This is a genomic window from Nocardia tengchongensis, assembly GCF_054781395.1.
Genome location: NZ_BAAGUM010000006.1, coordinates 2,257,280 through 2,283,789, shown reverse-complemented (window position 1 = coordinate 2,283,789; position 26,510 = coordinate 2,257,280). Strand labels below are relative to the sequence as shown.

Below are 26,510 nucleotides of genomic sequence, written 5' to 3'. Positions count from 1 at the left end.
CACGAGGGCTATTCTCGGAATATGCCCTCGAACTTTCGACAGGAAGAGCGAATCGGTGACTGCCCCAGGCTCTTCGAGCTCTGCGAGCAGGGCCATCTGACCGCATCGACACGGATTCTTCGTGCCGACAACGGCTCTGACGTACCCCTGGGCACACTATTCAGCAGTGGTGAACAGCCACTGGTCTGGTCGGTGGACGGCGAGATGCGCATGGTTGCCCGGCCGCTGACGGAAGTCGTCCCGGCCGGACGCAAGCAGGTTCGCCGGGTGCGCCTGGCTTCGGGACGCCAGGTGGAAGGTACTGACCACCTCGGACTTTCGACGATCGACGGCTGGGTTCCGATCCGAGACCTCGAGGTCGGGACCCGGGTGGCGATACCCCGTTGGGTACCGGAACCAGCGAACACGGCGGCAATGCCAGATCCCGAAGTGGTTCTCCTCGCCCACATGATCGGTGACGGCTCCTGTGTGAGGCGTCAGCCGATCCGCTATGCCAGCATCGACGAGGAGAATCTCGCTGCTGTTACCGCAGCTGCCACCCACTTCGGAATCACAGCAGTCCGCGACGAGTACGCGGCGGCCCGGGTCACGACGCTCCGGTTGCCTGCGCCTTACCGGCTCACGCATGGGAAGCGCAATCCGATCGCGGCGTGGTTGGATGATCTCGGACTCTTCGGCTTGCGCAGCTACGAAAAGTTCGTTCCTGAACCGGTTTTCGCGCTTCCCAACCAGAAGGTCGCGCTGTTCTTGAACCATCTGTGGTCGACCGATGGATCGGTGCACTGGAACCCCAAGGGGCGGCAAGGGCGGATCTACTACGCATCGACAAGCCGGCGATTGATCGATGACGTGGCCCAGCTGCTGCTTCGACTCGACATCCATGGACGCATCAAAGTGGTTTCCAAATCTGGCTACCGTGATTGCTGGCATCTGAACATCGACGGCGTCGACAACCAGCTGACGTTCATCGACGACATCGGCGTGAACGGCGCGCGCGGACGTTCCGCCGCTGCACTGCGGACCGAGCTGGAACCGATCACGTCCAATACGAATGTGGACACCGTTCCCAAACAGGTCTGGGACCGGGTACGCCGTCAACTGGCGGCGAAGGGCACCAGCCATCGGGATTTCCAGGCTGCGATGGGAACCCGCTTCTGCGGGGCCACCATGTGGAAGCACGCGCCGAGCCGACACCGACTGGAGAAGGCCTCGCGGATCCTCGAGGACGGCGACCTCTGGGCAGTGGCGACCAGTGACCTCTTCTGGGACCGCATCGTCGAGATCTCCGACCTGGGGGAACAAGAGGTGTACGGCTGCCTGGTCGCCGGAATGCCCAGTCTCGTGGCCCAGGGGACCTTCGTCCTAGGTCTCCCAGCTGTTTGCTGCCGAATGGTGTGACCGATTGTCGGTCGGTGGGGGCGGGAAGAGCGCTACCGTCGATCAATGACCCGTAATGGGCGAGGGCCTGGCCGGATCGCGCGGGTGGGGGTGGTGGTCAGCGCGGTTGCACTGGTTGCTGCCGGGTGCGGAGGTGGCGGGAGTGGGCCGGGGCCGGAGGACTCCGGGAGTTGGCCGCCGTCCGGCGAACGCGGAGCATGCGCGGTGGACAAGCAGGAGAATGTGCCCGCGGCGATGCGGGACGGGGTGGTGTTGAAGGCTGACGTGTATCGGCCTAAGACGTCCGAAGCGGTGCCGGTGATTCTGATGCGGACGCAGTATGGGAAGGCTGCCGCCCAGGTCCAGCCTTTCCGGTATCGGACGCCGGACTGGTTCGCGTCGCAGTGCTATCTGGTTGTGGTGCAGGACATTCGGGGGCAGGGGCAGTCCGGTGGAACGTTCACCGAATTCGGGAACGACATCGATGACGGGTACGACTCGGTGGAGTGGGCGGCGGCGCTGCCGGGGACGAACGGCAAGGTGGGGATGTACGGGTCGTCGTATGTCGGTGCGACGCAATGGCTTGCGGCTGTGGCGGCGCCGCCGCACCTGGCCACCATTGTTCCGGCCAATACGGCGTCGGACTATTTCGATGGCTGGAATTATGAGGGTGGGGCGTTTCGGCTGGCGTTCGTGGAGCCGTGGGCGATGGAGACCATCGGGGCCGGCGCGGCGGTGAATCGGGGGGATACCGGGACTGCGAAGCAGTTGGCGGCGGATGGGGCGGACTTCACGCGGTGGCTAGGTTTTCGTCCGTATCAACAGTTTCCGCCGTTGCATCCGGGGGATCCGGTGGTCGCGCCGTGGTTCTACGACTGGGTCTCGCATTCGACGCGGGACGACTACTGGAAGCAGTGGAGCATTAGGGATCGGTACGCGAAGGTCACGGTTCCCGTGCTGAATTTCGAGGGATGGTACGACGCGTTCCTGGCGGGCGGGGTGGAGAATTTCGCAGGCATGGTGGGCGGCGGCGGGTCACCGGAGGCGCGGGCGGGACAGCGGTTGGTGTTGGGGCCCTGGGATCATCTGGGGTGGGGGCGCGCGGGGAGCGGGATCACGACGCCGATGTTGGCGGCTGCCGGTGCGGCGGGGGACAGTCCGATCAACGAGTTGATGCTGGCTTGGTTCGATCATTTCCTGAAGGGCAAGGACAACAAGGTTTCCGGGCAGCCGGTGGTCGATTACTTCCTGATGGGCGCGAACCGGTGGAAGTCGGCGTCGGCGTGGCCGTTGCCGGATACGCGGTGGACCACCTACTACCTGTCGGGGAAGGGCGGCACTACCGCGCTGGGGCGGGCCGGTGCGTTGAGCACGGAGGCGCCGAAGGATCCGCAGGAGCCGGATCGGTACCTCTACGAGCCGCTGAATCCGGTGCCGAGCGCGGGCGGGCATTCGTGCTGCGGGGCCTCGTCGGGGCCGCAGGGGCCGGTGGATCAGTTCGTGGTGGAGCAGCGTTCGGATGTGCTGACGTACACGACGCCGCCGATGTCGAGCGATACCGAGATCACCGGGCCGGTGCGAATGACGTTGTGGGCGGCGTCGAGTGCGCCGGATACCGATTTCACGGCGAAGCTGGTGGCGGTGGCGCCGGACGGGTCCACGATGAATCTGAACAATGGGATCATTCGGGCCGCGTTCCGGGATTCGCTGGAGCATCCGTCGCCGATCGTGCCGGGGCAGCCGTACCGGTACTCGATCGATATCTGGCCGACCAGTTATCTGGTGAAGGCCGGATACAAGATTCGGGTGGAGGTGTCGAGCAGCGATTTCCCACAGTTCGCGCCGAATCCGAATACCGGGGATCCGTTCGGGCAGAACGCGAATACGCAGATCGCGGCGCAGACCATCTATCACGACGTGGAGCATCCGTCGGCGCTGGTGTTGCCGATCATCCCGGCCGGTGACGCCGGCAGTGCCCGATTCCCGATGGAGCACTGACAAGACCGTGGCCGGGCTTCCCGTGGATTGTCCGCCCCGTGGGAAGCGCCGGCCTCCTCCATCGTAGTCGGGCGATCGAAGGTCCCCGACAAGGCCGGGTCGGGGTTAGTGTCGCGGGGTGGGTTTCGAGGTGCGGGTCGATATCGCGGGTGCGGTCGAGATCGTCGGTGCGGCAGCGGGGTTCGGCTGGCGTTGGGGTTCCGGCAATGTCGGCGAATTCGCCCGACTGGTCGGTTGGACCAGTCCGCAGCCGGTCGGCACGCTGCGCAACGGCCCGATCTTCTCCCGCACCGGACTACCGGTGTGGTGGGACTCGGCCATGTTCTGGGGCAGCGACCGCGGCCTGGACCATGTGCGGGTGGCCATCTCCGACTGCCCGGACCCCGCCGACCCCGCCGGCCGGGAACTGCTCGCCACCGCCTTGGCCCGCGTCACCGCCGAATTCACCGAACGCTGGGGCGACCCCGAGACCACCGCCGCCGGACCCGCCGAGGGCTCGGCCTGGCGTTTCGCGAACGTGTTCGCGGGCCTGACCATCGGCGCGGACACCGTCGACCTGCTGCTGGTGAACCCGACCGCCCAGCGGTATTGGATGGAGCGCCGCCATCAGGCCGCCCGCCGCCGCGCCGCCGCGGGCCCCTGGATCCGGTTCGCCGAGAGCCTGGCCGGTTTCCTGGAAACGCTGCCGATCGACGGCCGGCTGCTGGTGACCGCGCCCGGGGGCCGCTTCGTGCAGTTCGACGCCGGGCCGGAACAGCTGGCCGGGGAGCTGGCTCGCAGCGAATTCATCGACCCCGGCTGGTATTACGGCCCGGAACTGCACCAACAGCTGATCGAGCTGGGGTGGACACCGCCCCGGGAGGGCAACTGGACCCGCGGGTTGTCCCGGCGGGCGGGCACCGTGGCCATGAGCGGGCTGGCCTTGCGCACCACCGACACCCTGCGTGCGGTCGGGGTCGGCGCGCCGACCGAGCTGGTGGCCGACGCCTGGGTGGAGGGCGGCCCCGATCTGGAGGTGACGGCGCTGGGCATTCCGCCGCATCCCACCTCCCGCACCCAGCGCGCCGAATTCCTGCGCCGCCACGCCGTCTCCGAATTCGATGCCGGACCGCTGCGGGTGGAGGTGCCCGCCGGGATCGGGATCGCCCGCGCCGCCCGCGCCTTCGACTGGACCTGGACCCGCGCCGACCTGGACGGTTTCGCGGCCGTGGTGGGCTGGAAACCGGTGCACGACATCGACGCCGGGGAACGCACCGTGTGGGCCGACACCGAGCTACGCGTGGACGATCCGCGCGCCCGCTTCCTCTTCGACGGCGACCGGCTCGAGGCGGTCTGCGTGACCCTCAGCGACAGCATCGAGTCGTTCCTCTACGACGAGGGTCTGCCCGCCGACGTGCTGGCCCAGCGCACGGCCGCCCAGGCTCGCGCGCTGGAGGGCTTCCGCGCCGAATTCGGTGTGCCCCGGCACGCGGTGCTGGGCCAGGCGCACGGACCGGCCTGGCCGGATGCCCGTCTCACCCTGGGCTTGGTCCCGGAGGCCGACACGGTCGAGCTGTATCTGGTGCCGCCGGGCGAACGCGATCGTCGCCTGATCATCGAGCAGCAGCGGGCCGCGCACCGCGCGCACGATCGCGAATGGTCGCAGTTCTACGAGGAATTGGCGGCTCTGGCCGCCGATCTCGCCGATACCGGCCAGCTCACCGTGGATGCCGGGGACCCGCATCGCGCCCGCATCGACCGCGACGGCGATCTGCTGCGCCTGGAACTGGCCACCGCCACCGCCCGCGAATTATCGCCGCGGGTGCTGAAATTCATGCTCCGCGACGGCTGGCAGCATCCCGATCACCGATATCCGCTGTGGCACATCGATCTGCGTCTGCCCGCCCTGCCGCGTGACCTGCACAGGCTGGCCCGGCTCGCGGTGCTGCCGCTGCGCACCCTGATGCCGCCGCAAGCTACCTTGCGGGTGCTGTCGAACGGTGATTACCTGCCGGTGCGCGCACCGTCGACCGGCGTGATCGGAGCGGCGCAGACGACGCCCGACGCCTAGGGTCGAATCATGATCGACAGCGCGGACATCCACCTCACCCGGGACGCTTACGACGCGGTCGCCGAGCAGTACACCAAGCTCGTGCACCGGCAGCTCGCGGACAGTCCCTTCGACCGCGTGATGCTGGACGCCTTCGCGCAGACGGTGCGCGAGCACGGGGCGGGTCCGGTCGCCGATATCGGGTGCGGACCGGGCCGGGTCTCCGCGCATCTGGCGGCCGCCGGGCTGGAGATGTCGGGCGTCGATCTGTCGCCGGAGATGATCCGGATCGCCCGGGAGCAGTACCCCGACCTGCCGTTCGAGGTCGGTCCGATGGAGCGGCTCCGATACGCCGACGGCGAGCTGGCCGGCCTGGTGGCCTGGTACTCGGTCATTCACACTCCGCCGCAGCGGGTTCCGGCCGTGCTGACCGAATTCGCCCGGGTGCTGCGGCCGGGCGGGCACGCCCTGTTCGCCTTCCAGGCCGCCGACGAATCGACGGGCGTGCACGAATACGACCACAAGGTCGCCCTCTCCTACCGGTGGGCCCCGGACACTTTCGCGGAAGTCCTGGCCGCGAACGGCTTCCACGCCACCGCCACGCTGACCCGGGAGGCCCGCCCCGACGAACGCACCCCGCAGGCCTCGGTGCTGGCCGTGCGGATCTGACGGTCCGTCAGACCGGCTCCGGCTCCCGTGCCATCCGCTCGTCGAATTCGCTTCGGGCGGTGGCGATCTCGTCCGCGTGTCGCAACGCCCACTGCCCCATGGCGTGCGTGATCTGCCCGAGGTCCGCCCCCAGGTCGGTCAGCGCGTACTCCACCCGGGGCGGCACGGTCGGGTACACCGTGCGCCGGACCAGCCCGTCGCGTTCCAGGTCCCGCAGCGTGCGGGTGAGCACCTTCTGGGTGATGCCGTCGAGGCGGCGGCGCAGTTCGTTGAAGCGGATCGGCCCGCCTTCCTTGCGCAGGGTGCCCAGCACCAGCAGCACCCACTTGTCGGCCAGCACCGCGAGGACATCGCGGGCGGGACAGCGCCGCAGGTAGCTGTCGACCAGATTTCCGGATTGCTCCCAGTCGGAGACGGTATCCATGAGGTACCTCGGGATCAAAAGAGTGCCTTCTTCCCCGAAGATACTATCCGGCGCAGGATCGAGACCATGAAAGCGATCACGCAGCGCACCCTCGGCGGACCGGACGTTCTGGAGACGGCCGAGGTCGATATCCCCAGCCCCGGCGCCGGGGAGGTCCTGGTCCGGGTGGCGGCCACCTCGATCAATGCCGCCGATTGGAAGCTGCGCTCCGGCGCGCTCACCCAGATCGGCCCGCCGCCGTTCACGCTGGGCCTCGACCTGTCCGGCAGCGTCGCCGCGGTCGGTGCGGGGGTCGATGAATTCCGGCCCGGCGACGAGGTTTTCGGCAATGTGGTGAGCAGCGCCGGCGCGTACGCCGAATACGTGGTGGCCCCGGCGGCCTTCCTCGCCCGCAAGCCTTCGGAACTCGACCATGTGCGGGCCGCCGCCCTGCCGACGGCCGGGCTCACCGCCTGGCAGGCTCTCGCCGATGTGCGAGCGGGACAACGGGTTCTGGTGCACGCCGCGGCGGGCGGGGTGGGGCATCTGGCGGTGCAGATCGCCAAGGCGCGCGGCGCGTACGTGATCGGCACCGCCCGCGCCGACAACCACGAGTTCCTGCGCGGTCTCGGCGCGGACGAGCTGATCGATTACACGGCAACCGATTTCACCACCGCGGTATCCGACGTGGATGTCGTCTTCGATCTGGTGGGCGGCGATTACACCGAACGATCCCTGCGTGTGCTCACCCCGCGCGGGCGGCTGATCGACGCCCAGGGTGCGGAACCGCTCGACGATCCCCGCTACCACCGCCTGTATTTCGGTCCGTCCGGCACGGAGTTGAGTGCGGTCGCCGAACTGGTGGTGGCCGGGCGGCTGCGCAGTGAGATCGATCGGGTGCTGCCCATCAGTGCGGCCGTCGCGGCGCACGAGTTGAGCGAATCCGGCCGGGTGCGCGGCAAGATCGTGCTCACCACCTGGAACTACCCGGCCGCTTGATCGGACCATCCGGCCATCGGGACACTTGATGCGCGGGCCATGAGCGGGCGCATACCGTCGCGCGCAGAGACCACGTCGATCAGGGAGTAAACGGTGACGGACTGGAACGAAGAAGTCGATGTCCTGGTGGCCGGTTCGGGCGGCGGCCTGGCCGGGGCGTACACGGCGGCCCGCGAGGGGCTGACGGTGGCCGTGGTCGAGGCCACCGACAAGTTCGGCGGCACCACCTCGTTCTCGGGTGGCGGCGGCGTGTGGTTCCCGTGCAACCCGGTGCTGCAGCGCGAGGGCGTGGACGACACCGTCGAGGACGCGCTCACCTACTTCAAGGCCGTGGTCGGCGACCGCACGCCGGCGGAGCTGCAGGAGACCTACATCCGCAATGGCGCGAAGGTCATCGAATACCTCGAGCAGGACGACGCCTTCAAGTTCCAGGTGTTCCCGTGGCCGGACTACTTCGGCAAGGCCCCGAAGGCGCGGCTGGACGGCAAGCGCCACATCGTGCCCGCACCGTTGAAGGCGGCGAAGCTGGGTGAGCTGAGCGAGTCGGTGCGCGGACCGCTGGCCACCGAACGGCACGGCGACCCGCAGCCCGACTACCTGATCGGCGGGCGCGCCCTGGTCGGCCGCTTCCTGCTGGGCCTGTCGAAGTACCCGAACGTGGCCCTGCACCTGAACACCGCGCTGGTCGAGCTGGTGGTCGAGGACGGCGCGGTGGTCGGCGCGATCGTGGAGCGCGACGGGCAGCGGATCGCGATCCGGGCTCGCAAGGGCGTGCTGCTGGCGGCGGGCGGTTTCGAGGGCAACGACGAACTGCGGCAGCGCTACGGGGTGCCGGGCGTGGCCCGGGACACCATGGGGCCGTGGGGAAATCAGGGCAAGGCACACGAGGCGGGCATCGCCGTCGGCGCGGACACCGACCTGATGGATCAGGCCTGGTGGTCGCCGGGCCTGATCCATCCGGACGGGCGGGCCGCGTTCGCGCTGTGGTTCACCGGCGGCATCTTCGTCAACCAGGCCGGTCAGCGGTTCGTCAACGAGTCCGCGCCCTACGACCGGCTCGGCCGCGACATCATCGAGCACCTGAACGACGGCTCGGCCACTCTCCCGTTCTGGATGGTCTACGACGACGCCGAGGGCGTGGTGCCGCCGATCAAGGCCAGCAATGTGCCGATGGTCGAGGCGGAACGCTTCATCGAGGCGGGCCTGTGGAAGACCGCGGACACCCTCGAGGGGCTGGCCGCCGAGATCGGCGTCCCCGCCGAGGCGCTGACCGCGACGGTGGCCCGCTTCAACGAATTCGTCACCACCGGTGTGGATCCCGACTTCGGCCGCGGTGACGAGGCCTACGACCGCGCCTTCTCCAATGGCGAACCGCCGCTGGCCCCGATCGTGAAGGGCCCCTTCCACGCGGCCGCCTTCGGCATCTCCGATCTGGGCACCAAGGGCGGACTGCGCACCGACACCGCGGCCCGGGTGCTGAACGAGGCGGGCGAGCCCATCCCGGGCCTGTACGCCGCGGGCAACACGATGGCCGCGGTCAGCGGCACCGTCTACCCCGGTGGCGGCAACCCGATCGGCGCATCGGTGCTGTTCAGCTACCTGGCCGCGCTCGACATGAGCACGCGCTGACAGCTTCTCCCGGCCCGAGTGTGATGCGATAGGCGCATGACACGAGCGGGATACGACGTGATCGTGGTCGGCGGTGGCCACAACGGCTTGGTGGCCGCCGCCTACCTGGCCCGAGCGGGACGCTCGGTGCTGGTGCTGGAACGCGCCGACCACACCGGCGGCGCGGCGGTCTCCGAGCGGGTGTTCCCGGGCTTCGACGCCCGGTTGTCGCGCTACTCGTATCTGGTGAGCCTGCTGCCGCAGCGCATCGTGCGAGACCTGGATCTGAACTTCGAGACCCGCAAGCGGCGCGTCTCCTCGTACACGCCGATCGGCGATGCGGGTCTGCTGGTGGACAACGGCTCCGAGACAGCCACCCGCGCCAGCTTCGCGCAGGTCACCGGTTCGGACCGGGACTACGAGGCCTGGCAACGCTTCTACGCCATGACCGGGCGGCTGGCCGAACGCGTCTTCCCGACCCTCACCCAGCCGCTGCCCACCCGCGCCGAACTGCAACGCACGGTGGACGATTCGGCCGCGTGGGAGGCGATCTTCGAACGGCCCCTCGGGGAAACGGTGGACGCGACCTTCACCGACGACACCGTGCGCGGCGTGGTGCTCACCGACGCGCTGATCGGCACCTTCACCCACGCGCACGATCCGTCGCTGCTGCAGAACCGCTGCTTCCTCTATCACGTGATCGGCGGCGGCACCGGCGACTGGAACGTCCCGGTCGGCGGCATGGGCGCGCTGACCGACGCGCTTGCGGCGGCCGCGCGCACCGCGGGCGCGGAGATCCGCACCGGCTGCACCGTGGCCGACATCGAGACCGACGGCGACACAGCCGAAGTGCGCTACTTGCACGGCGGTGGTTCGGGCACGGCGACCGCACGGCACGTACTGGTGAACGCCGCGCCCTACACCCTGGCCGGGTTGCTGGGCGAGTCCGCCGACAAACCCGAAGGCGCGCAGCTGAAGATCAACATGCTGCTGCGCCGGCTGCCGAAACTGCGTGACCCGCGGATGGATCCGCGTACCGCCTTCGCCGGCACCTTCCACGTCTCGGAATCGGCCGGGCAGCTGGAACGGGCCTACCGCGAGGCCGCGGCGGGCGAGCTGCCCTCGGCCCCGCCCTCGGAGATCTACTGCCACACCCTCACCGATCCGTCGATCCTGGCGCCGGAGCTGATCGAAAGCGGCTTCCACACCCTCACCCTGTTCGGCATCCACACTCCCGCACGGCTTTTCGCCGCCGACCCGCGCGGCGCGAAGGAGCGCCTGGTGGAGTCCACCCTGGCGCAACTGGATTCGGTGCTGGCCGAGCCGATCCGCGACTGCCTGGCCCTCGACGGCGAGGGCAACCCGTGCCTGGAGGCCCACACTCCGGTCGAGCTCGAACGCGAGGTCGGCCTGCCCGGCGGCCATATCTTCCACGCGGACTTGAGTTTTCCCTACCGCACCGGCGCCGACGACAGCCCGGCCGGCCGCTGGGGTGTCGCCACCGGGCACCGCAATATCCTGCTGTGCGGCGCGGGCGCGGTGCGCGGCGGCGGGGTCAGCGGCATCGGCGGCCACAATGCCGCCATGGCGGTGCTGGAGCAGGGCTGAACGACGCCGGTCAGTGCGACGGCAGCAGCTGGGTGACCCGCCACAGCCGGCGCGGCAGTTCGCCCTCCTCGAAGGAATGCCGGTCGCGCAGTTCCCATCCGGCGGCCAGGGTGTCCACCAGGGCCTCGGAGAAGAAGTGCACCGCGAATCCGCCGTGCTCGTAGATGTCGTCGCCCAGCGCCGTGCCCGCGCCGAAGTGCGCGTCGTCGGTATTGCGGACGGTGTAGACGAAGGCGCCGCCGGGCCTGAGCACCCGGCGGATCTCGGCAACCAGGTCCCGCAGTTCCTGGGTGCTGAGGTTCATGCACAGCAGCATGTGCGCGTACACCGCGTCCATACTGCGGTAGGGCAGTGGAATCGGCTGGCGGACATCGAGTTCCCGGGTGCTGACCCGCCCGCCCATCCCGGCGGCCTCCGCGCCTTCGCGAAGCTGCGCCAGGGCGACGGCGCTGAAATCGGTGGCGGTCACCCGAAAACCCCGGCGCGCCAGGTAGATCGCGTCCCGGCCGTGCCCCGAGCCCAGTTCGAGCACCTCGACGGCCCGGATCTCCCGGAACAGGTCCGCCGCGTACACCGCCGCCTCCGACGGCTGCTCGCCGTACATGGCCGGGTGGGTGCGGTAGGTGCGCTGCCAGTGCTCGTGCTGGTCGCTCATGCCCCCATCATGTCCGACCGGGGACGCCGGGGGCGGCTAGGAGGTGCGGCGGCCGTCCGCGCCGTGCTGGCCGCCCATGATGTCGGAGCAGCAGCGAATGAAGTACCGCACCACCGGATCGGCTTCGGAGGCGTCCGGCCACACCACCGCCACCCGGGTCGGGCCGATGCCGTGCACGGGCCGGAACACCACGCCCGGGAAATCGGTGCGGGAGGTGGAGGCGGGGGTGAAGCTCACGCCGAAGCCATTGGCGATGGCGCGCAGCCATTCATCGGTGTTGCGGGCGATGGCCCCGATGATGGCGGTGTCCGCGGGCCGCGAATCCAGGCCCATCCAATAGTCGCGCCACCAGCCGGTTTCGGCGGGCGAGGCGACGTAGGGCTCGTCCCACAGTTCCCGGAAGGCGATGTCGTCGCGGTCGGCGAGCGGATGATCCTCCGGCAGCGCGATCCAGCGCGGTTCGGCGAACAGCTCCCGCAGGTGGTATTCGTCCTGGCCGGGAAAGGGCAAGCGCAGCAGGGCGACATCCACGTCGCCCTCGTCGAGCCCGGCGGTCGGGTCGGTCCATCCGCCCTGGTGCAGGTCGACCTGCCAGTCCGGATGCAACCGGTGGAAGACCCGGATGATCTCCGGGATGTGGCTGTCGGCGGCACTGTTCACACAGCCCAGCCGCAGCACCCGGGAGGCGCGGCTGGAGTCGCTCTTGGTGTCGCGCAGGATCCGGTCCCAGGACGCCAGCAGCGCCGGCAGCTGATCGGAGAGCACCTTGCCGGCCGCGGTCAGGGTCCAGCCCGCGCGGGACCGGATGAACAGCTCCACGCCCAGCTGCTGTTCGAGCTGTTTGATCTGGGTCGCCAGCGCGGGCTGCGCGACATGTAGTCGCTGCGCCGCCCGCGGCAGGTTCTCCGCATCCGCGACTGCCAGGAAGTAACGCAGCAGTCGCGTGTCGATATCCATGCCACCAGGTTAGGAACAGGGCAACCGGTAGGCATACCCGATGGCTTGGAAGGTGGGATTCGGGCGGCATGCTACCGGCGGTTCCGTGTCGGAGGGGGCGGCGCGTGGGGAGTGACGGTGCTCGCGTCCGGTGATTCGGGGCTTGGCGCGCGCTAGATTCGAATTGCTACGAAGTTGCCCGACTCTGGAGGCGAGGACGACGAGCCAACCCCGGCACCATCCACAGCACCGGCGCGCCCGCGGACAGGCCGCGGTGGCGCGCGGCCTGTACGGGGTCACCCGGAAGGCCGCCGGATCGGTGGACCGCTGGCTGCGGCGGGTCAGCGCCGACTCGGCCGTCGATCAGGCCCCGCCGCCGGTGGAACCGCCGATCTCGGCCGACCTGCTGGATCTGCTGCGGCACATGGGCGTCGCGCTCATCCGCTCCGGCGAGACCACCACCATGGTGAAGGACATCCTCGACGATCTGGCTCGCCGCTACCACGCCACCGAGGTGCACTTCTTCGTGCTTCCCACGGGAGTGTTCGTGCGCGTGCAGGACTCACGCGGCTCGGCGGTGGATCTGCTCGAGGCCGACTCCGACACCCTGCGCCTGGACCAGATCTCGGCGCTCTACCGGCTCATCGACCGCATCAAGCAGGAGGCGCCGCCGCCCGCCGAGGCCACCGCCGAACTCGCGGAGATCCTCACCTCCCCGCAGCCGACGCCGGTGTGGCGGCTGCTGGTCGGCAATGTGGTGCTGACCGTGGGGCTGGGTCTGATGCTCGAGCCCACCTCCACCGCGCTGCTCGGCTACATCGTGCTCGGGCTCACGGTGCAGCTGCTGATCATGGGCGCCGACCGCTTCCAGCTGATGTCGACGGCGCTGCCGGTGCTGGCCGGCGCGGTGGTCACCGTGCTGTCCTTCGGTTTTCCGAACGCGCTGGGCGGCGGCAATCCGTCGCAGCTGTTGGTCCCCTCGGTGTCGAGTTTGCTGCCAGGGGCCATGCTCACCAACGGCTCCATCGAACTGGCCACCGGTTCCATGATCGCGGGGGCCAGCCGCACCATCTACAGCTTCAACAAGCTGATCCTGCTCGCCTTCGGGGTGCTGGTCGGGTTGCAGCTGCTGGGCGACCGGGCCACCTCGGTCGCGCCGCACCCCGGGCACGGATTGGGTTGGTGGACACCGGAGGTCGGCGTGCTGCTGATCGGGCTGGGGCACAGCTGGCGGGCCAGCGCACCACCCAAGTCGCTGCCCTGGCTGTTGGTCGTGCTGTACGCGGCGTTCGCCGGACAGCAGGTGGGAACCCACCTCGGGGGCGGTCTGCTCGGCTCGTTCCTGGGCGGCATGATCGCGGTGCCGGTCGCCTACCTGGTGCAGCGCGCCCGGAACGCGCCGCCGACGCAGGCGGTGTTCCTGCCCGCCTTCTGGATGCTGGTGCCCGGCGGCATGGGCTTGAGCGGGGTGTCGGAACTGGTCACCAAGAACGATTCCAACAGCCTGCACATCCTGGTCACCGCGGTGCTCACGGTGCTGGCCATCGCGCTGGGGGTGCTGGTCGGTTCCGGACTGGTGGCCTCCACCCGACAGCCGCGGCTGGAGGGCATGGTCGAGGAGTGGCTGGGGCCCGGCGAGAGTCAGCGCACCACAGGCAGTTCCGAGACCGGGTCGGCCAGCCAGAGCAGCCAGTGAGGCGCGAGCAGGGCGGCGAATTCGTCGTAGCCGACCGCGCCGGGGTGGAAGCCGTCGCCGGCGGCGATGTCGCGCATCCAGATCTGGTTCTCGCGTAAGGGCTGGTGGGCGCGCAGGTAGGGCGCGTCGGCCTGCTCGCACACGTCGGCGTAGCGGGTGTCGAGGGCTTCGAGGCGGACGTTGTGCGCGTCGTCGACGTTCGGCGGCGGCGCGACCACCATTGCCTGCCAACCCCTTTCCCGCACCCGGCGCAGTATCTCCGCCATATTGGCGACCGATTCGTCGGAATCGACTCGGGGACGGCCGTTCTCGAACTGGGTGTCGTTGACACCCGTGGAGATCACCACCCGGCAGTCCGCGCCCGCGGGTAGGCGACGCTCGCACTCCGCTTCCCAGCGCGCCCGTAGCTCGGTGCTGTTCTCCCGGCGGATCCCCAGGTTGTAGTAGGTCAGCGGCTGCCCGGCGGCGGTGGCGCGGGCCGCGAGCCGCCCCGCCCACCCCAGGCATTTCGGATCGCCGACCCCCGCCACGAAGGACTCCCCGATGAAACAGACACGCAGATCGAGCACCACGGCCCGATCCTCGCACGAGCCTCCGACAGCACGCCCGACGCAATGAATAAGCCGGAAAAACCGATACCCGCGCCGGGCGCGGCGGGGCTTCGGGCCGGGCTTGTCGGGCACTCCCAGCCTCACGGGTTACGGTTAGCGGCGTCAGCCGACCATGGGACCGCAGCCGTTCCCACGATCCGAAAGCGCGAATAGGACATGCGAGTCGACGGGCGGGAGATTCCCGTCTCCGGCAGCCTGCTGCAGCCGCGGATCCGCCGGACCAGCGACATTCTGCGCGTCGTGCTGTCCGCGCTGTCGGTGGCCGTGGTCATCGCGGGGTCGCTGATCACCAGGCCGCAGTGGGAGGCGCTGGAGCGTTCGGTCTCCAACATCGTGGGGTTCCTGACCCCGGAACAGTCCAACCTGGTCTACATCGTCTACGGCATCGCGGTGCTGGTGCTGCCCTTCGCCATCCTGGTACGGCTGGTGCTGCGCGGGCAGTGGAAGCTGCTGGCGGGCTTCCTGTCCGCGGGCCTGATCGCGCTGGGACTGTTCTCCATCACCGGCAGCGGCTTCTCCGCGCCACGCTGGCATCTGTCCGAACCTGGACAGGTCAACACCTTCCTGTCGCAGTTCCTCGACGACCCGCGCTGGATCGCCATGCTGGCCGCCACGCTCACCGTCGCCAGCCCGTGGCTGCCCGCCCGGGCCCGGCGCTGGTGGTGGACGCTACTGCTGGCCTTCGTGCCGATCCACCTGTTCGTCTCGCTGGTGGTGCCCGCCCGCGCCGCACTGGGACTGGTGGTGGGCTGGCTGGTGGGCGCGGTGATCGTGCTGGTGGTCGGCACCCCGGCGCTGGAGGTGCCGCTGACCGCGGCGGTGCGGCTGCTGGCCCAGCGCGGCTTCCGGGTCACCGCGTTCACGGTGCTGCGCCCGGCCGCCCGTGGGCCACTGGTGCTTTCGGCGTCGACCACGCCGCAGCCGGAACCGATCGCCTCGCCCGACGGTGCGGCGGTCACGGCGGAAAGCGGCGAATCCGCTTCCCCGGACAATGAATTGATCGTCGAGATGTACGGCGCGAACCAGCGCAGCCGCGGCATGCTGCAGCAGTTGCGGCGCTGGTTGACCATTCGCAGCGGCGAGTACCCGGCCCCCTTCGCGTCCATGCGGCGCGCGGTCGAACACAAGGCTCTGATGGGTTTCGCCATCGCCGATCTGGGGCTGGCCAGCAACAAGCCGCTCACGGTGGCGGCGCTGGACCGCGGCTGGACGGTATACGCGCACACCCTGCCCCAGGGCCACCCGCTCACCGCCGCCGACGGCGAAGCGACGCTGACCCGGGTGTGGCAGGCGCTGCACCGCATGCACCAGGCCCAGATGTCGCACGGCGACCTGCGCACCGAGGAGATCCGCATCCTCGACGACGAGGTCCTCTTCGGCGGCTTCGTGCAATCCGAATTCGGCGCCTACCAGATGCGTTTCGACTCCGACGTGGCGCAGCTGCTGTTGTCCTCGGCGCACCTGTTCGGCACCGAACCGGCGGTGCGGACCGCGCTCGAGGTGCTCGACAAGCAGGCGGTGCTCGACGCCTCGGCCCGGCTCACCAAGACCGCCATGCCCGGCCACGTCCGCAAGGCCGTACCCGACGCGGGCGATCTGATGAAGGACATCCGCGCCGAGGTAGCCGAGCAGACCGGGCAGGACAAGATCGAGGCCGCGCAGATCAACCGCTTCTCGCGCAACCAGATCATCCAGCTGGTGCTGCTGATCGGCCTGGTGTACGTGGCCTACCCCTACATCAGCGCGGTGCCGACCTTCGCCTCCGAACTGGGCAGCCTGAACTGGTGGTGGGCAGCACTCGGCCTGACCGTGTCCGCCCTGACCTATGTGGGCGCGGCAATGGCGTTGTGGGCGTGCGCCTCCGAGGCGGTGAAGTTCGGCAACCTGCTGCTCATGCAGATCGCCAACACCTTCGCCGCGACCACCACCCCGGCCGGTGTCGGCGGTCTGGCCTTGAGCGTGCGATTCCTGCAGAAGGGCGGGCTGGGCGCGGTGCGCGCCACCGCCGCGGTCGCGTTGCAGCAGACCGTGCAGGTGGTGACGCACGTGCTGCTGTTGCTGATCTTCGGCGCGCTGGCCGGAACCTCCACCAACCTCTCGCATTTCGTGCCCAGCGCCACCGTGCTGTACCTGGTGGCGGGCGCGCTGCTGGGCCTGCTGGGCGTGACCATGTTCGTGCCCAAGGTCCGCAAATGGCTGCTCAACGAGGTGCGCCCGCAGCTGGCGGAAGTGCTCGGGCAGCTGAAGGATCTGGCCCGGCGGCCCGGTCGGCTGGCCATGATCGTGGGCGGCTGTGCCACCACCACGCTGGGTATGGCATTGGCGTTGTGGGCCAGTATCGAAGCCTTCGGCGGCAGTACGACTTTCGTGACCGTCACCATCGTCACCATGATCGGCGGCACGCTGGCCTCGGCCGCGCCGACGCCCGGCGGTGTGGGCGCGGTGGAGGCCGCGCTCATCGGTGGTCTGGCGGCGTTCGGAGTGTCGGCGGGGATCGCGGTCCCCGCCGTACTCCTCTACCGGGTGCTGACCTGCTGGCTACCGGTGTTCTGCGGCTGGCCGATCATGCGCTGGCTCACCGCGAAAGACATGATCTAGGCCGAATACCGGTCGCGCAGTGCGACCTTCACGACCTTGCCGCTGGCATTGCGTGGCAGCTCCGGCACCACGACCAGGTGCTTGGGGTGCTTGTAGCGGGCCAGCGATTCGTTGAGGAACGGTTCCAGCTCGTCCAGGGTCAGCTCGTCGATGCCCGCCGCCAGCGCCACCACCGCGACCGGCACCTCGCCCCACTTCTCGTGCGGGCGGCCGACGACGGCGGCCTCGTGAATCTTGGGGTGCGCGAAGAGCACGTTCTCGACCTCGGCGCAGTAGATGTTCTCGCCGCCGGAGATGATCATGTCCTTCTTGCGGTCCACCACGTAGACGAAGCCCTCCTCGTCGCGGCGCACCAGGTCACCGGAGTGGAACCAGCCGCCGTGGAACGCCTCCGCGGTGGCCTCGGGCTTGTTCCAGTAGCGCTGCATGAGAGTCGGTCCGCGATAGACGATCTCGCCGATCTCGCCCGGAGCGACATCGTTCATCTCGTCGTCGACCACACGGGTCTGCAGGGTGGGGATGGGCAGGCCGACCGAGCCGAGCTTGCGCAGCGCGTCCTTGCCCTCCAGCACGCAGGTGATGGGCGACAACTCGGTCTGACCGAAGACCGCGACATTGAAGGCGTCCGGGAAGCAGTCGGCCATCGCCCGGAGCACGGTGTCCGAGGCCGGGGCCGCGCCCCAGCACAGCGCCCGCAGCGCCAGTTTGCGCTGCTTGACCGTCGGCTCCTCGCAGATCAGCTGCCACTGCACGGGGACGCAGAACGCGGTGGTGGCCTGCTCGGCCTCGATCGCGTCGAGGAATTCGGTGGCGTCGAACGCGCCCAGCGGGTGCAGCACGGTGGTGCCGCCGAGCATGAAATACGGGGTGAGACTGCCCAATCCGGCGATGTGGAACAGCGGTGAGGTGCAGAAGCCGATGGAATCGGGGGTGATCTCCAGGGCCCGGATACAGGTCAGCGCCTGCGCGTTCATGTTCGCGTGGGTCAGCACCGCGCCCTTGGGGCTGCCGGTGGTGCCCGAGGTGTACATGATCAGGCAGGGCGTGTCCTCCGGAATGTCCAGCGGCGCATGGGGATCGCCCGGCTCGGCGAGCGCGTCGTCGTAGCCGAGGACGCCGTCGCCGGACTGTCCGTTGATCACCACCACGGTGGACAGCTCCGGAATCTGCCCGGCCACGCCCACCGCGAGCGGCTGCAGCACCGAGTCGGTGACGACGGCCTTGGCGCCGGAGTCGGCCACGATGTAGGCGACCTCGGGCGGGGTGAGCCGGAAGTTCACCGGCACCGCGATCGCGCCCAGGGCGTTGATGCCCATGACCGCCTCGATGTACTCGGTGTAGTTCAGCGCCAGCAGCACCACACGATCGCCGAACCCGACCCCTCGACGGGACAGCGCGCCGGCGAACTTCTCCGACCGTTCGTGCAGTTGCTTCCAGGTGGTCTCCGCGCCCTTGAACTTGAAGGCCACGTGGTCGGGCCGCATGGCCGCGTGCGTGGCGATCTGGTTCACCCAGTGGTTTCGAACCGACCGGATCGGCTCGTCTAGCGGCTGGAAGGTCATGCGGTGTCCTTTCACGCTGATCGACCGTGAGAATACCGCTTAACTTTCTGACGTGACAAGGGTTACAGAGAAGGTTTCATCGATTAGTTCTCACCCAGTCATCCGGCAGTTCAGAGGCAATATTCGTGGGTGCGCTACACCTTGCCCGGCAGGCACTTATCCACAGGCCGACCGGTCACGACACTGTGTTTATGCAAACTCCGACTCACATCAAGGTTGTCGCTCCATATGCAACTATGCGAGTATCGGGTCAGTTGCGAGAGGCAGGGAGAGGACAGCGCCCATGGCACTGAAAACCAGATTCACCGAGACCTTCGGCGTGGAGCACCCCATCGTGCAGGGCGGCATGATGTGGGTCGGCCGCGCCGAACTGGCCGCCGCCGTCTCCGAGGCGGGCGGCCTCGGCATCATCACCGCGCTCACCCAGCCCACCCCAGACGACCTGCGCCGCGAGATCGACCGCGCGCGTGAGCTGACCGACAAGCCCTTCGGCGTGAACGTCACCATCCTGCCGTCGATCAACCCGCCGCCGTACCAGGAGTACGCCAAGGCCATCATCGACTCGGGCGTGAAGATCGTGGAGACCGCCGGCTCCAACCCCGAGCCGTTCCTGCCGTACTACAAGGAAGCCGGGATCAAGGTGCTGCACAAGTGCACCAGCGTCCGGCACGCGCTCAAGGCCCAGAAGATCGGCGTCGACGGCGTTTCCATCGACGGCTTCGAATGCGCCGGACACCCCGGTGAGGACGACGTCCCCGGCCTGATCCTGATCCCGGCCGCCACCCAGGCGCTCGACATCCCGGTCATCGCCTCCGGCGGCATCGCCGACGCGCGCGGCCTGGTCGCGGCGCTGGCGCTGGGCGCGGACGGCGTGAACATGGGCACCCGGTTCATGTGCACCCAGGAGTCGGCGATCCACCAGACGGTCAAGGAGCAGATCGTCGCCAACTCCGAGCGGGCCACCCAGCTCATCTTCCGCACCATGCACAACACCGCGCGCGTGGCCGACAACGAGATCAGCCGCAAGGTCGTCGAAATCGAGAAGGCCGGCGGCAAGTTCGAGGACGTCAAGGATCTGGTCGCGGGCGCGCGCGGCCGCCGCGTCTTCGAAGAGGGTGACCTGGACGCCGGCATCTGGTCGGCCGGTCAGGTGCAGGGCCTCATCGACGACATCCCGACCTGCGGCGAGCTGGTGTCGCGGATGATGTCCGAGGCCGAGGCGCTGATCGGTCAGCGACTCGCGAGCATGCTCGGCTGAGACCCGCCGGGACGATCGGATAATTCCGGCGAAAGTCCGTACGTCCGAGACAATTACGACAAGAGCCCTTGGCATTTCCTGCCGAGGGCTCTCGTCATTCCGGGTATCCGCGAACGGTGGATCCGTCATGCTTTTCAGTACACGACGGATGCGGCGGAGGTGCCTGAAATGGCAATCACTCGAATCTATCTCGATGACGACGCGCTGCGCCGGGCCATGGCCATCTCGGGTGTGCACACCGAACAGGACGCGGTGAACCTAGCTTTACGGTTCTTCAGCACACACGCCACGGCCGAGGACTTCGACCCGACCTTGCACTCCCGCACCGCCTGACGGACACGGGCGGCGACGATCCCCGCGCCGGTCGCGGGGATGCGACTGTGCGAAAGGTCTTCTGACCGCGAGGAAATCTTGGCAGAATCGCCGGTGATACCTCGACGGCCGACAACGCGCGGACACGGGAGGGCATTCCTGTGCGCCACAGTACGAGAGCATCCACCGATCCAGCGCCCCACCCGCGGGTGTCGATCGTCGGTGTCGGCTGCCGCACCACCGGCACCGACTTCGACCACGAGTGGTTCGGCATGGACCGGCTCGCGGCCGCGGGCCTCACCCCGCGCCAGCGCACCACCCTCGAGGCGGCCGTCGAGGCCCTCGACGACTCCGGATTGGGTTGCCTGGCACCGGATTCCCAGGCCGCGGTGGTGTTCGGTGCGATCGGCAGCACCAATACCGCACACCACCTGTCGCGGGCGCTGGACCTGCGCGGCCCGAGCCTGACCGTGGACAGTCAGCGGTCCTCGCCACTGGTGGCCGTGGACATGGGCTGCCGACTGCTGGCAGACGAATCCGTGCCGTTCGTCCTCGCGGGCGGCGTGGATCTCACACTGCTCCCGGATATTTCGGACCTGCGCCTGCCACTGCCGCGCACCGCGGGCGCCGGTCACGACGGCGGCGACCGCTCGGTCGGCGGCGGCGCCGGGACCAGCACCGTCCTGGTGTTGCAGCGCACCGCCGACGCCGTGCGCACCCGCACCCGCCGCTACGCCGAAATCGATGGCCCCGGAATCGGATTCCGCGAGGCGCGCGACGCGGACGCGCACATCGCCCTGCACGATCCCACCCGGCCGACCGGGCCGTTCGATCTCCACCGCGGCGAGGAACCCCCCGTCCTGATCCCGATCTCCGGACCAGACCAGGCCACCATCCACCACCTGGCCCTGCGCTGGGCGGTCGCGCTCGGATCTTACGGCTCGCTGCGCGAATTCGCCGCCGCCACCGCCAGACTCGTCCCCGAATCCACCCGCGCCGCCATCCTCGCCCGCGACTCCGTCGATGCCGCCGCCGAACTGCGAGCCCTGGCCAGGCGCATCGCCGCGACCACCCCGGCCGCCCGATCCGCACCCGACCCCCTCGACCCCGTCCGCGAACACCGCGACGGCCGTGTCCTTTTCCTCTTCCCCGGCACCGGCGACCACCCGCGCATGGGCCGAGCCCTGGCCGCGCGCTACCCGATCTTCGCCACGGCCCTCGCCCTCGCGGCGGACGCCGTCACCGCGGCGGGCGGCCCCCGCGTGTGGACACCGCGATACGGCTTCGGCCGAACCGTGCCGAACCCCACCGCGCCCTCGGCGCACTCGTACTCGGCCGTCGACAACTCCGGGGCGGTTCATACCGAGACCCGATGTGCGGGTTCGATGTCCGACAGTGCTGCTTCCGCGGCGGATCATGGCCCGGACACCGAGACCGCGATATTTGGCGGTGCGTTGAACGACGCGGTCCACAGCGACGGAGAGTGCGCCAACGGGTGCGGCGAGCCAGTCGTGGACATTCCGGACCGCCGCGATGGGGTCGTGGTCGGGCAGGCGTCGTTGTTCGTATTCCAATATGCGCTGGCGGAATTGCTGGAATCGTGGGGGATACGCGCGGATGGGGTGGCCGGGCACGGGGCCGGGGAGGTCGCGGCGGCGGTCGTGTGCGGCGCGCTGTCGCTCGAAGATGGGGCTCGGGTCGCGGTGGCGCGGGCGCGACTGGTGGCGAGAGCCGGAGTGGGCGGGGCCGTCGCGGTCCTCGAAGCGACGCCCGCGGAGGTGTACCGGCTGGTCGAGCCGATGCACGCGGTGGCCGCGGTGGCCGCGGTGGACGGCATGACCATCACTGTGTCGGGCGAAGCGCGCTATATCGATGCGCTGGTCCGGCGGGCTCATCGGCGCACCATCTTCGCGCAACGGGTTCCGGCCGAGTCCGCGCCCGAACCGTCACACCTGCCGAGGATCCGCGAGCACAGCGCCGAATTGCGTAGCGCGCTCGCCGGTCTCACGCCCGCAGCGCCGTGGCGTCCGCTCTACTCGACCACCCGGCCCGGCAGTGTCCTGCGCGCCGCGATCCCGGATGGCGTGACCGGAACGGACCGGGAGATCCGTCTGGACGGCGAGTACTGGGTCGAGAACGTCTCGCGCGCGGTCGAGTTCGCCGCAGCTCTGGAGGCCGCTGTCGCCGACGGCTTTTCGACCGTGCTCGAGCTCGGCCCGACCCCGGTGCTCACCTCCGCGGTGCGTGAGCGGACCGCACTAAGGGACGGAGCGCACGCAGTCCTGTCCGTCGACGACGAGGCGGGAAGCCTGATGGGCACGATCGCGCGGCTGTATCTGGAGGGGCGGACCGTCGATTGGACCGCGTTGGGCCCGCACACCACCGCGCCGCCGCAAAGGCAGTGGCGGAGGCCGGATTCCGTCGATACCGGCGGGTGGCCCCGGGGTGGGTTCGCGGCGGACGGGCATCCGCCGGGGCCGGTGTTTCCGGAGGTGGAGATCCGGGCGGAGGGGACGTATGTGGTCGCGGGTGGGCTGGGGCCGCAGGGGGAGGCGGCGGTGCGGTGGCTGCTGGGGGCGGGGGCCCGGGATGTGGTGGTGCTGACGCGTACGCCGCGGCCGCTGCCGTCCCGGCTGACCGGGATGGAGGACCGGATCGTGATGATGCGATGCGACTGCGCGGATCGCACCGACCTCGCGACCGCGTTGCAGGACATTCGGGAGTGCGGGTCGGCGGTGCGGGGCGTGGTGCACGCGTCCGGGGCGACGCGCCTGGTGGCGGCGACCAATCTGCTGGAGCTGACCGCGGCGGATCCCACCGACTTCACCGTGCTGCTGACCTCGGCGCCCGGCGCGGCCGAGCCGGCGGCGGTGCGGGAACTGGCGGCCGCGCAGGCGGATCGGCGGGTCATCTGCGTGGAGTGGGAGGTCGGGCCCGCCGCCTGAGGCATGATGACCGGATGGCGGATCCCGAGATCACGGTCCAGTGGAAGAAGGAGCCGGACGAGCACGACTACCCGGCCGCCGCGGACTACCTCGAAATGCTGGCCGAGCCGGATGTCATCGAACAGGTGCTCCGGGAGTTGCGGGCCGCGCCCGTGACCCACAAGAAGGCCAAGGATCTGCTGCGCGCCTCGCAGCTCGAGATCCTGCCCAGCTACAACCCTTATGTCCGCCGCGACCTGGCCAAGATCACGTCCGGGAAGGCGCTCTCGCCGATCCTGGTGGTGCGCGGCGACTTCCGTAAGGGTGTGCCCATGCAGATCGTGGACGGCTACCACCGGGTGTGCGCCATCTACTACGCCGACGAGAACATCGCGATCCCGGTGAAGATCGCCTCGCTACCGTGAGCACCGCGTGAACTTCCAGACCCTCACCCTGATCACCGTGCTCGGCCTGGCCGGGCCCTGGCTGGCGTGGCGGCAGTCCTGGCATCTGCCGGTCATCCTGGGCGAACTGCTGGCCGGAATCGTCTTCGGCACCACCGGCTTCGGCCTGCTGCATCCCGCCGACCCGACCTTCAACTTCCTCGCGGACGTGGGCTTCGCCGTGGTCATGTTCGTGGCGGGCACCCATGTGCCGGTGCGCGACGCCGCGATCCGCGCGGCACTCGGGCGGGGCGTGGTGCGCGCGGCGGCGGTGGGCGTGCTGGCCATGCTCGCCGGGCAGGCCATCGCGATCTGGTTCGATACCGGGCACGGACTGCTCTACGCGGTGCTCATCGCCTCCTCGTCGGCGGCCATCGTGTTGCCCATCATCGATTCCCAGGGCCTGGGCGGAAAGCCGGTCCTGGAGTTGACCGCTCAGGTCGCCATCGCCGACGCGGCCGCGGTGGTGGCGCTGCCGCTGGTGATCGATCCGGGCAATGCGGGCAGGGCCGCCGTCGGCGCGCTGCTGGTGGCGGGGGCCGCACTGCTCGTCTACTGCTTCCTGCACTGGGTGGAGGAGTCCGGTATCCGGCACCGGCTGCACACGGTGTCCGAGGACCGGAAGTTCGCCCTCGAACTGCGGGTCAGCCTGGCGTTGCTGTTCGCGCTGGGCGCGCTGGCCACCCGCAGCCACGTGTCGATCATGTTGGCGGGCTTCGCTCTCGGCCTGGCGGTGGCGGCCGTCGGCGAACCGCGGCGGGTGGCCAAGCAGCTGTTCGCTCTGAGCGACGGATTCCTGGCGCCGCTGTTCTTCGTGTGGCTGGGCGCGCGCCTGAACCTGCGAGAGTTCGGCGACCACCCGTATCTGATCCTGCTGGGCCTGGCGCTGGGCGCGGGCGCGGTGCTGGCCCACGCGCTGATGCGATTCCTGGGTCAGCCGGTGCCATTGGGGGCGATCGCTTCGGCACAGATCGGCGTGCCGGTCGCCGCCGTCACCGTCGGCACCCAACTGCATGTGCTGAAGCCGGGCGAACCGGCCGCGCTCATGCTCGGGGCCCTGGTGACCATTGCCGCAGCCGCGTGGGGTGCGCGAAGCGCGGCCCCGCGGGACAACTGATTTCGCGAGGCGAGGGTAACTCGTCGGGGACGCCCGGAATCGGCTCGGCACCCGGCCGCCGGCCCGCGTGCACAACTGTTTACGGCTCTCAGCCGCGCGCTCAAGTCCCGGGGAGGCGGTGGAGCTTGTCGGTCTCGCGGCGTTCGCGCTTGGTGGGGCGGCCCGCACCGCGATCCCGGCGCGGCTGCAGCGCGATCACCTGCGGATCCGGCGGGGGCGGGCTCTTGTCGATCATGCACTGCACGGCCACCGCGGCGCCGACTCGCTTGGTGATGAGCTGCTCGACGATGACGATGCGTTCGAGTCCATTGACCCGGACCCGGATCTCGTCGCCGGGCTTCAGCGAATGCGCGGGTTTGACCGGCACGCCGTTGACCCGCACGTGCCCGGAACGGCAGGCCGCGGCGGCCGCCGACCGGGTCTTGAAAAGCCGAACAGCCCAGGTCCAAGAATCAACTCGGGCCTGGGCCGTGGTGCTCAGTGGAGCAGAGGTCACGCTTTACAAGATACGGGTCACGCGTTGACGACGCGGCGGGCGGTGACCACCTGGCTCGCGTGCAGCGGCGTGTAGGAGACCGGGGTGCCGGACTGCACCGCGTTCAGCAGCTTGCCGTCGCCGGCGTAGATGCCGACGTGGCCGCCGCCGTTGGTGATGACGATGTCACCGGGCTGCAGGTCGTCGAAGGCCACCGGGGCGCCGACGTTGGACTGCTCGAAGCTGGTGCGGGGCAGCTCGATACCGGCCTGCTTGTAGGCCCACTGGACCAGGCCCGAGCAGTCGAAGCTGTAGGGACCGGTCGCGCCCCAGGAGTACTGGGCGCCGACCTTGGTCTCGGCCGCGTGCAGCGCGATGTCGCCCACGGAGCTCGGCTTGTTGAAGATGGTCGGCAGCTGGAACTGCGGAGCGGGCGCGACCGCCGGGGCGCCGACCTGAGCGCCGCCGCCCAGAGCGCCGGGGGTCTGCAGCGCCGTCTCGGCGTCCTTGACCGTCTGGTTGAACTGCTGCACCTGGGGTGCGAATTCGTCCGGCACATCGAAGTTTCCGATGCCGGGGATTTCGACGGTGGCGGCCGTGGCGGTGATCGCCGGGAAGACACCAGTCGTCGTCGCCGCCATCGCACCCATCACGATGGCACCCTTAACGGAAGCCGGAAGCCGAGATTCCTGCTGCAAGCTGTGCTTACCCACTGAGACGCATCTCCGATCGTGCTGCTTGTAACCAAGCGGGCTGCCTCTCCGATGAAGCAACAGACTCCGCTAAGTCACGAGAAGATTACGACTCGGTCGCCCGGTTGTCTACCCGACGTGGGTGGCGTGTCGCATGTTTCCGAAAACGTCCCGCTTAACGGTCATTTCGGTGTAAAGAGCCATGGATCACGAGACGATATAGGTGATCGTTCCGGCCGTTATCAACCCTTCGCCTGGGCGGCCCGCTCCAGCTCGGCAATCCGCCGGCGCGCGTCGGCGAGGTCCACTTCCAACTGACCCAGGGCCATCACCAACGGGCCGACCGCGAGATCGGCCACCAGTTGCGGATCGTCGTACCCGCGCTCGATGGCGACCAGGATGTTGTTGCGGATGCGCGCGGCGACCACCGCCTCGGCGGGCACGTTCCAGGATTCGACCACCTCGGCGACGGTGGGGGGCTGTACGACTTCTTCCGACATGAACCCTCCTGCGCTGGAACCCAACGAATCAGGCATAAGG

General features: G+C 69.1%; 22 protein-coding genes. 14 read left to right on the top strand and 8 right to left on the bottom strand.

Annotation, left to right across the window (positions count from 1 at the left end; translation table 11 throughout):
• The first annotated feature begins 21 nt into the window (after positions 1 to 21).
• From ACYVKL_RS21565 to ACYVKL_RS21550, 4 genes are all read left to right on the top strand, one after another.
• A complete protein-coding gene (locus ACYVKL_RS21565; protein ID WP_379165493.1) occupies positions 22 to 1,398 on the top strand; it encodes an LAGLIDADG family homing endonuclease in 1,377 nt (458 codons plus the stop codon).
• Between the two features lie 90 nt (positions 1,399 to 1,488).
• The gene (locus ACYVKL_RS21560; RefSeq protein ID WP_379165815.1) at positions 1,489 to 3,375 is read left to right on the top strand and encodes a CocE/NonD family hydrolase; all 1,887 of its coding nucleotides are present in this window, start codon (positions 1,489 to 1,491) and stop codon (positions 3,373 to 3,375) included.
• Between the two features lie 118 nt (positions 3,376 to 3,493).
• On the top strand, positions 3,494 to 5,425 hold the full coding sequence (locus ACYVKL_RS21555) for a DUF6301 family protein (RefSeq protein WP_379165492.1): 1,932 nt from the start codon (positions 3,494 to 3,496) through the stop codon (positions 5,423 to 5,425).
• Between the two features lie 9 nt (positions 5,426 to 5,434).
• The gene (locus tag ACYVKL_RS21550; protein ID WP_379165491.1) at positions 5,435 to 6,073 is read left to right on the top strand and encodes a class I SAM-dependent DNA methyltransferase; all 639 of its coding nucleotides are present in this window, start codon (positions 5,435 to 5,437) and stop codon (positions 6,071 to 6,073) included.
• Between the two features lie 7 nt (positions 6,074 to 6,080).
• Here ACYVKL_RS21550 and ACYVKL_RS21545 read toward each other — a convergent pair whose 3' ends face one another.
• On the bottom strand, positions 6,081 to 6,497 hold the full coding sequence (locus ACYVKL_RS21545; RefSeq protein ID WP_357189435.1) for a winged helix-turn-helix transcriptional regulator: 417 nt from the start codon (positions 6,495 to 6,497) through the stop codon (positions 6,081 to 6,083).
• A gap of 66 nt (positions 6,498 to 6,563) precedes the next feature.
• Here ACYVKL_RS21545 and ACYVKL_RS21540 point away from each other — a divergent pair, with 66 nt between their 5' ends.
• The 3 genes from ACYVKL_RS21540 (at position 6,564) to ACYVKL_RS21530 (ending at position 10,691) form a co-directional block, all read left to right on the top strand.
• Positions 6,564 to 7,475, top strand: a complete 912-nt coding sequence (locus tag ACYVKL_RS21540; RefSeq protein WP_379165490.1) for an NADP-dependent oxidoreductase — start codon at positions 6,564 to 6,566, stop codon at positions 7,473 to 7,475.
• 93 nt (positions 7,476 to 7,568) lie between these two features.
• Entirely contained in the window at positions 7,569 to 9,104 is a 1,536-nt protein-coding gene (locus tag ACYVKL_RS21535; protein WP_379165489.1) for an FAD-binding protein, read from the top strand.
• Between the two features lie 36 nt (positions 9,105 to 9,140).
• Positions 9,141 to 10,691: a phytoene desaturase family protein gene (locus ACYVKL_RS21530; RefSeq protein ID WP_379165488.1), complete on the top strand. Its 1,551-nt coding sequence runs from the start codon at positions 9,141 to 9,143 to the stop codon at positions 10,689 to 10,691.
• Between the two features lie 10 nt (positions 10,692 to 10,701).
• Here ACYVKL_RS21530 and ACYVKL_RS21525 read toward each other — a convergent pair whose 3' ends face one another.
• Both ACYVKL_RS21525 and ACYVKL_RS21520 read right to left on the bottom strand, forming a co-directional pair.
• Complete coding sequence (locus tag ACYVKL_RS21525) at positions 10,702 to 11,346, bottom strand: class I SAM-dependent methyltransferase (RefSeq protein ID WP_379165487.1); 645 nt, start codon at positions 11,344 to 11,346, stop codon at positions 10,702 to 10,704.
• Positions 11,347 to 11,382: 36 nt separating this feature from the next.
• A complete protein-coding gene (locus ACYVKL_RS21520; RefSeq protein ID WP_213558562.1) occupies positions 11,383 to 12,303 on the bottom strand; it encodes a LysR family transcriptional regulator in 921 nt (306 codons plus the stop codon).
• Positions 12,304 to 12,556: 253 nt separating this feature from the next.
• On the opposite strand from ACYVKL_RS21520, the gene ACYVKL_RS21515 reads away from it, so the two are divergent.
• Positions 12,557 to 13,978, top strand: a complete 1,422-nt coding sequence (locus tag ACYVKL_RS21515; RefSeq protein WP_379165486.1) for a threonine/serine exporter family protein — start codon at positions 12,557 to 12,559, stop codon at positions 13,976 to 13,978.
• Here ACYVKL_RS21515 and ACYVKL_RS21510 read toward each other — a convergent pair.
• Entirely contained in the window at positions 13,924 to 14,550 is a 627-nt protein-coding gene (locus ACYVKL_RS21510; protein WP_379165485.1) for a GDSL-type esterase/lipase family protein, read from the bottom strand. The two genes, ACYVKL_RS21515 and ACYVKL_RS21510, sit on opposite strands and share 55 nt — an antisense overlap.
• Before the next feature lie 195 nt (positions 14,551 to 14,745).
• Here ACYVKL_RS21510 and ACYVKL_RS21505 point away from each other — a divergent pair, with 195 nt between their 5' ends.
• On the top strand, positions 14,746 to 17,187 hold the full coding sequence (locus ACYVKL_RS21505) for a lysylphosphatidylglycerol synthase transmembrane domain-containing protein (RefSeq protein ID WP_379165484.1): 2,442 nt from the start codon (positions 14,746 to 14,748) through the stop codon (positions 17,185 to 17,187).
• On the opposite strand, the gene fadD5 is transcribed toward ACYVKL_RS21505, so the two are convergent.
• Positions 17,184 to 18,749, bottom strand: coding sequence for a fatty-acid--CoA ligase FadD5 (fadD5, locus tag ACYVKL_RS21500; protein ID WP_379165483.1), 1,566 nt, complete (start codon positions 18,747 to 18,749; stop codon positions 17,184 to 17,186). The genes ACYVKL_RS21505 and fadD5 overlap by 4 nt on opposite strands.
• Positions 18,750 to 19,032: 283 nt before the next feature.
• Between fadD5 and ACYVKL_RS21495 the strand changes: the two genes are divergently transcribed.
• From ACYVKL_RS21495 to ACYVKL_RS21475, 5 genes are all read left to right on the top strand, one after another.
• Complete coding sequence (locus ACYVKL_RS21495; protein WP_379165482.1) at positions 19,033 to 20,007, top strand: NAD(P)H-dependent flavin oxidoreductase; 975 nt, start codon at positions 19,033 to 19,035, stop codon at positions 20,005 to 20,007.
• Between the two features lie 168 nt (positions 20,008 to 20,175).
• The gene (locus ACYVKL_RS21490; protein WP_213558568.1) at positions 20,176 to 20,340 is read left to right on the top strand and encodes a type II toxin-antitoxin system VapB family antitoxin; all 165 of its coding nucleotides are present in this window, start codon (positions 20,176 to 20,178) and stop codon (positions 20,338 to 20,340) included.
• 188 nt (positions 20,341 to 20,528) lie between these two features.
• Positions 20,529 to 23,264 carry an acyltransferase domain-containing protein gene (locus ACYVKL_RS21485; protein ID WP_379165481.1) on the top strand — a complete coding sequence of 912 codons (2,736 nt, stop codon included), beginning with the start codon at positions 20,529 to 20,531 and terminating at the stop codon, positions 23,262 to 23,264.
• Positions 23,265 to 23,278: 14 nt separating this feature from the next.
• On the top strand, positions 23,279 to 23,668 hold the full coding sequence (locus ACYVKL_RS21480; RefSeq protein WP_379165480.1) for a hypothetical protein: 390 nt from the start codon (positions 23,279 to 23,281) through the stop codon (positions 23,666 to 23,668).
• Positions 23,669 to 23,675: 7 nt separating this feature from the next.
• Positions 23,676 to 24,803 (top strand): cation:proton antiporter, encoded by a 1,128-nt coding sequence (locus ACYVKL_RS21475; RefSeq protein WP_379165479.1) that lies wholly within the window; start codon positions 23,676 to 23,678, stop codon positions 24,801 to 24,803.
• A gap of 100 nt (positions 24,804 to 24,903) precedes the next feature.
• Here the strand turns inward: ACYVKL_RS21475 and ACYVKL_RS21470 are convergent, their stop codons facing one another.
• From ACYVKL_RS21470 to ACYVKL_RS21460, 3 genes are all read right to left on the bottom strand, one after another.
• Positions 24,904 to 25,299: an RNA-binding S4 domain-containing protein gene (locus tag ACYVKL_RS21470; protein ID WP_246598230.1), complete on the bottom strand. Its 396-nt coding sequence runs from the start codon at positions 25,297 to 25,299 to the stop codon at positions 24,904 to 24,906.
• 17 nt (positions 25,300 to 25,316) lie between these two features.
• Positions 25,317 to 25,928 carry a C40 family peptidase gene (locus tag ACYVKL_RS21465; protein WP_213558572.1) on the bottom strand — a complete coding sequence of 204 codons (612 nt, stop codon included), beginning with the start codon at positions 25,926 to 25,928 and terminating at the stop codon, positions 25,317 to 25,319.
• A gap of 284 nt (positions 25,929 to 26,212) precedes the next feature.
• The gene (locus tag ACYVKL_RS21460) at positions 26,213 to 26,470 is read right to left on the bottom strand and encodes a hypothetical protein (protein WP_213558573.1); all 258 of its coding nucleotides are present in this window, start codon (positions 26,468 to 26,470) and stop codon (positions 26,213 to 26,215) included.
• Positions 26,471 to 26,510 lie beyond the last annotated feature (40 nt).

What these genes read in the sequence shown, in the direction of transcription:
- ACYVKL_RS21480 (WP_379165480.1), top strand. Translation starts at nt 23,279, where the DNA reads ATGGCGGATCCCGAGATCACGGTCCAGTGGAAGAAGGAGCCGGACGAG.
- ACYVKL_RS21520 (WP_213558562.1), bottom strand. Translation starts at nt 12,303, where the DNA reads ATGGATATCGACACGCGACTGCTGCGTTACTTCCTGGCAGTCGCGGAT.
- ACYVKL_RS21530 (WP_379165488.1), top strand. Translation starts at nt 9,141, where the DNA reads ATGACACGAGCGGGATACGACGTGATCGTGGTCGGCGGTGGCCACAAC.
- ACYVKL_RS21540 (WP_379165490.1), top strand. Translation starts at nt 6,564, where the DNA reads ATGAAAGCGATCACGCAGCGCACCCTCGGCGGACCGGACGTTCTGGAG.
- ACYVKL_RS21550 (WP_379165491.1), top strand. Translation starts at nt 5,435, where the DNA reads ATGATCGACAGCGCGGACATCCACCTCACCCGGGACGCTTACGACGCG.
- ACYVKL_RS21505 (WP_379165484.1), top strand. Translation starts at nt 14,746, where the DNA reads ATGCGAGTCGACGGGCGGGAGATTCCCGTCTCCGGCAGCCTGCTGCAG.
- ACYVKL_RS21460 (WP_213558573.1), bottom strand. Translation starts at nt 26,470, where the DNA reads ATGTCGGAAGAAGTCGTACAGCCCCCCACCGTCGCCGAGGTGGTCGAA.
- ACYVKL_RS21545 (WP_357189435.1), bottom strand. Translation starts at nt 6,497, where the DNA reads ATGGATACCGTCTCCGACTGGGAGCAATCCGGAAATCTGGTCGACAGC.
- ACYVKL_RS21495 (WP_379165482.1), top strand. Translation starts at nt 19,033, where the DNA reads ATGGCACTGAAAACCAGATTCACCGAGACCTTCGGCGTGGAGCACCCC.
- ACYVKL_RS21565 (WP_379165493.1), top strand. Translation starts at nt 22, where the DNA reads ATGCCCTCGAACTTTCGACAGGAAGAGCGAATCGGTGACTGCCCCAGG.
- ACYVKL_RS21465 (WP_213558572.1), bottom strand. Translation starts at nt 25,928, where the DNA reads ATGGGTGCGATGGCGGCGACGACGACTGGTGTCTTCCCGGCGATCACC.
- ACYVKL_RS21525 (WP_379165487.1), bottom strand. Translation starts at nt 11,346, where the DNA reads ATGAGCGACCAGCACGAGCACTGGCAGCGCACCTACCGCACCCACCCG.
- fadD5 (WP_379165483.1), bottom strand. Translation starts at nt 18,749, where the DNA reads ATGACCTTCCAGCCGCTAGACGAGCCGATCCGGTCGGTTCGAAACCAC.
- ACYVKL_RS21490 (WP_213558568.1), top strand. Translation starts at nt 20,176, where the DNA reads ATGGCAATCACTCGAATCTATCTCGATGACGACGCGCTGCGCCGGGCC.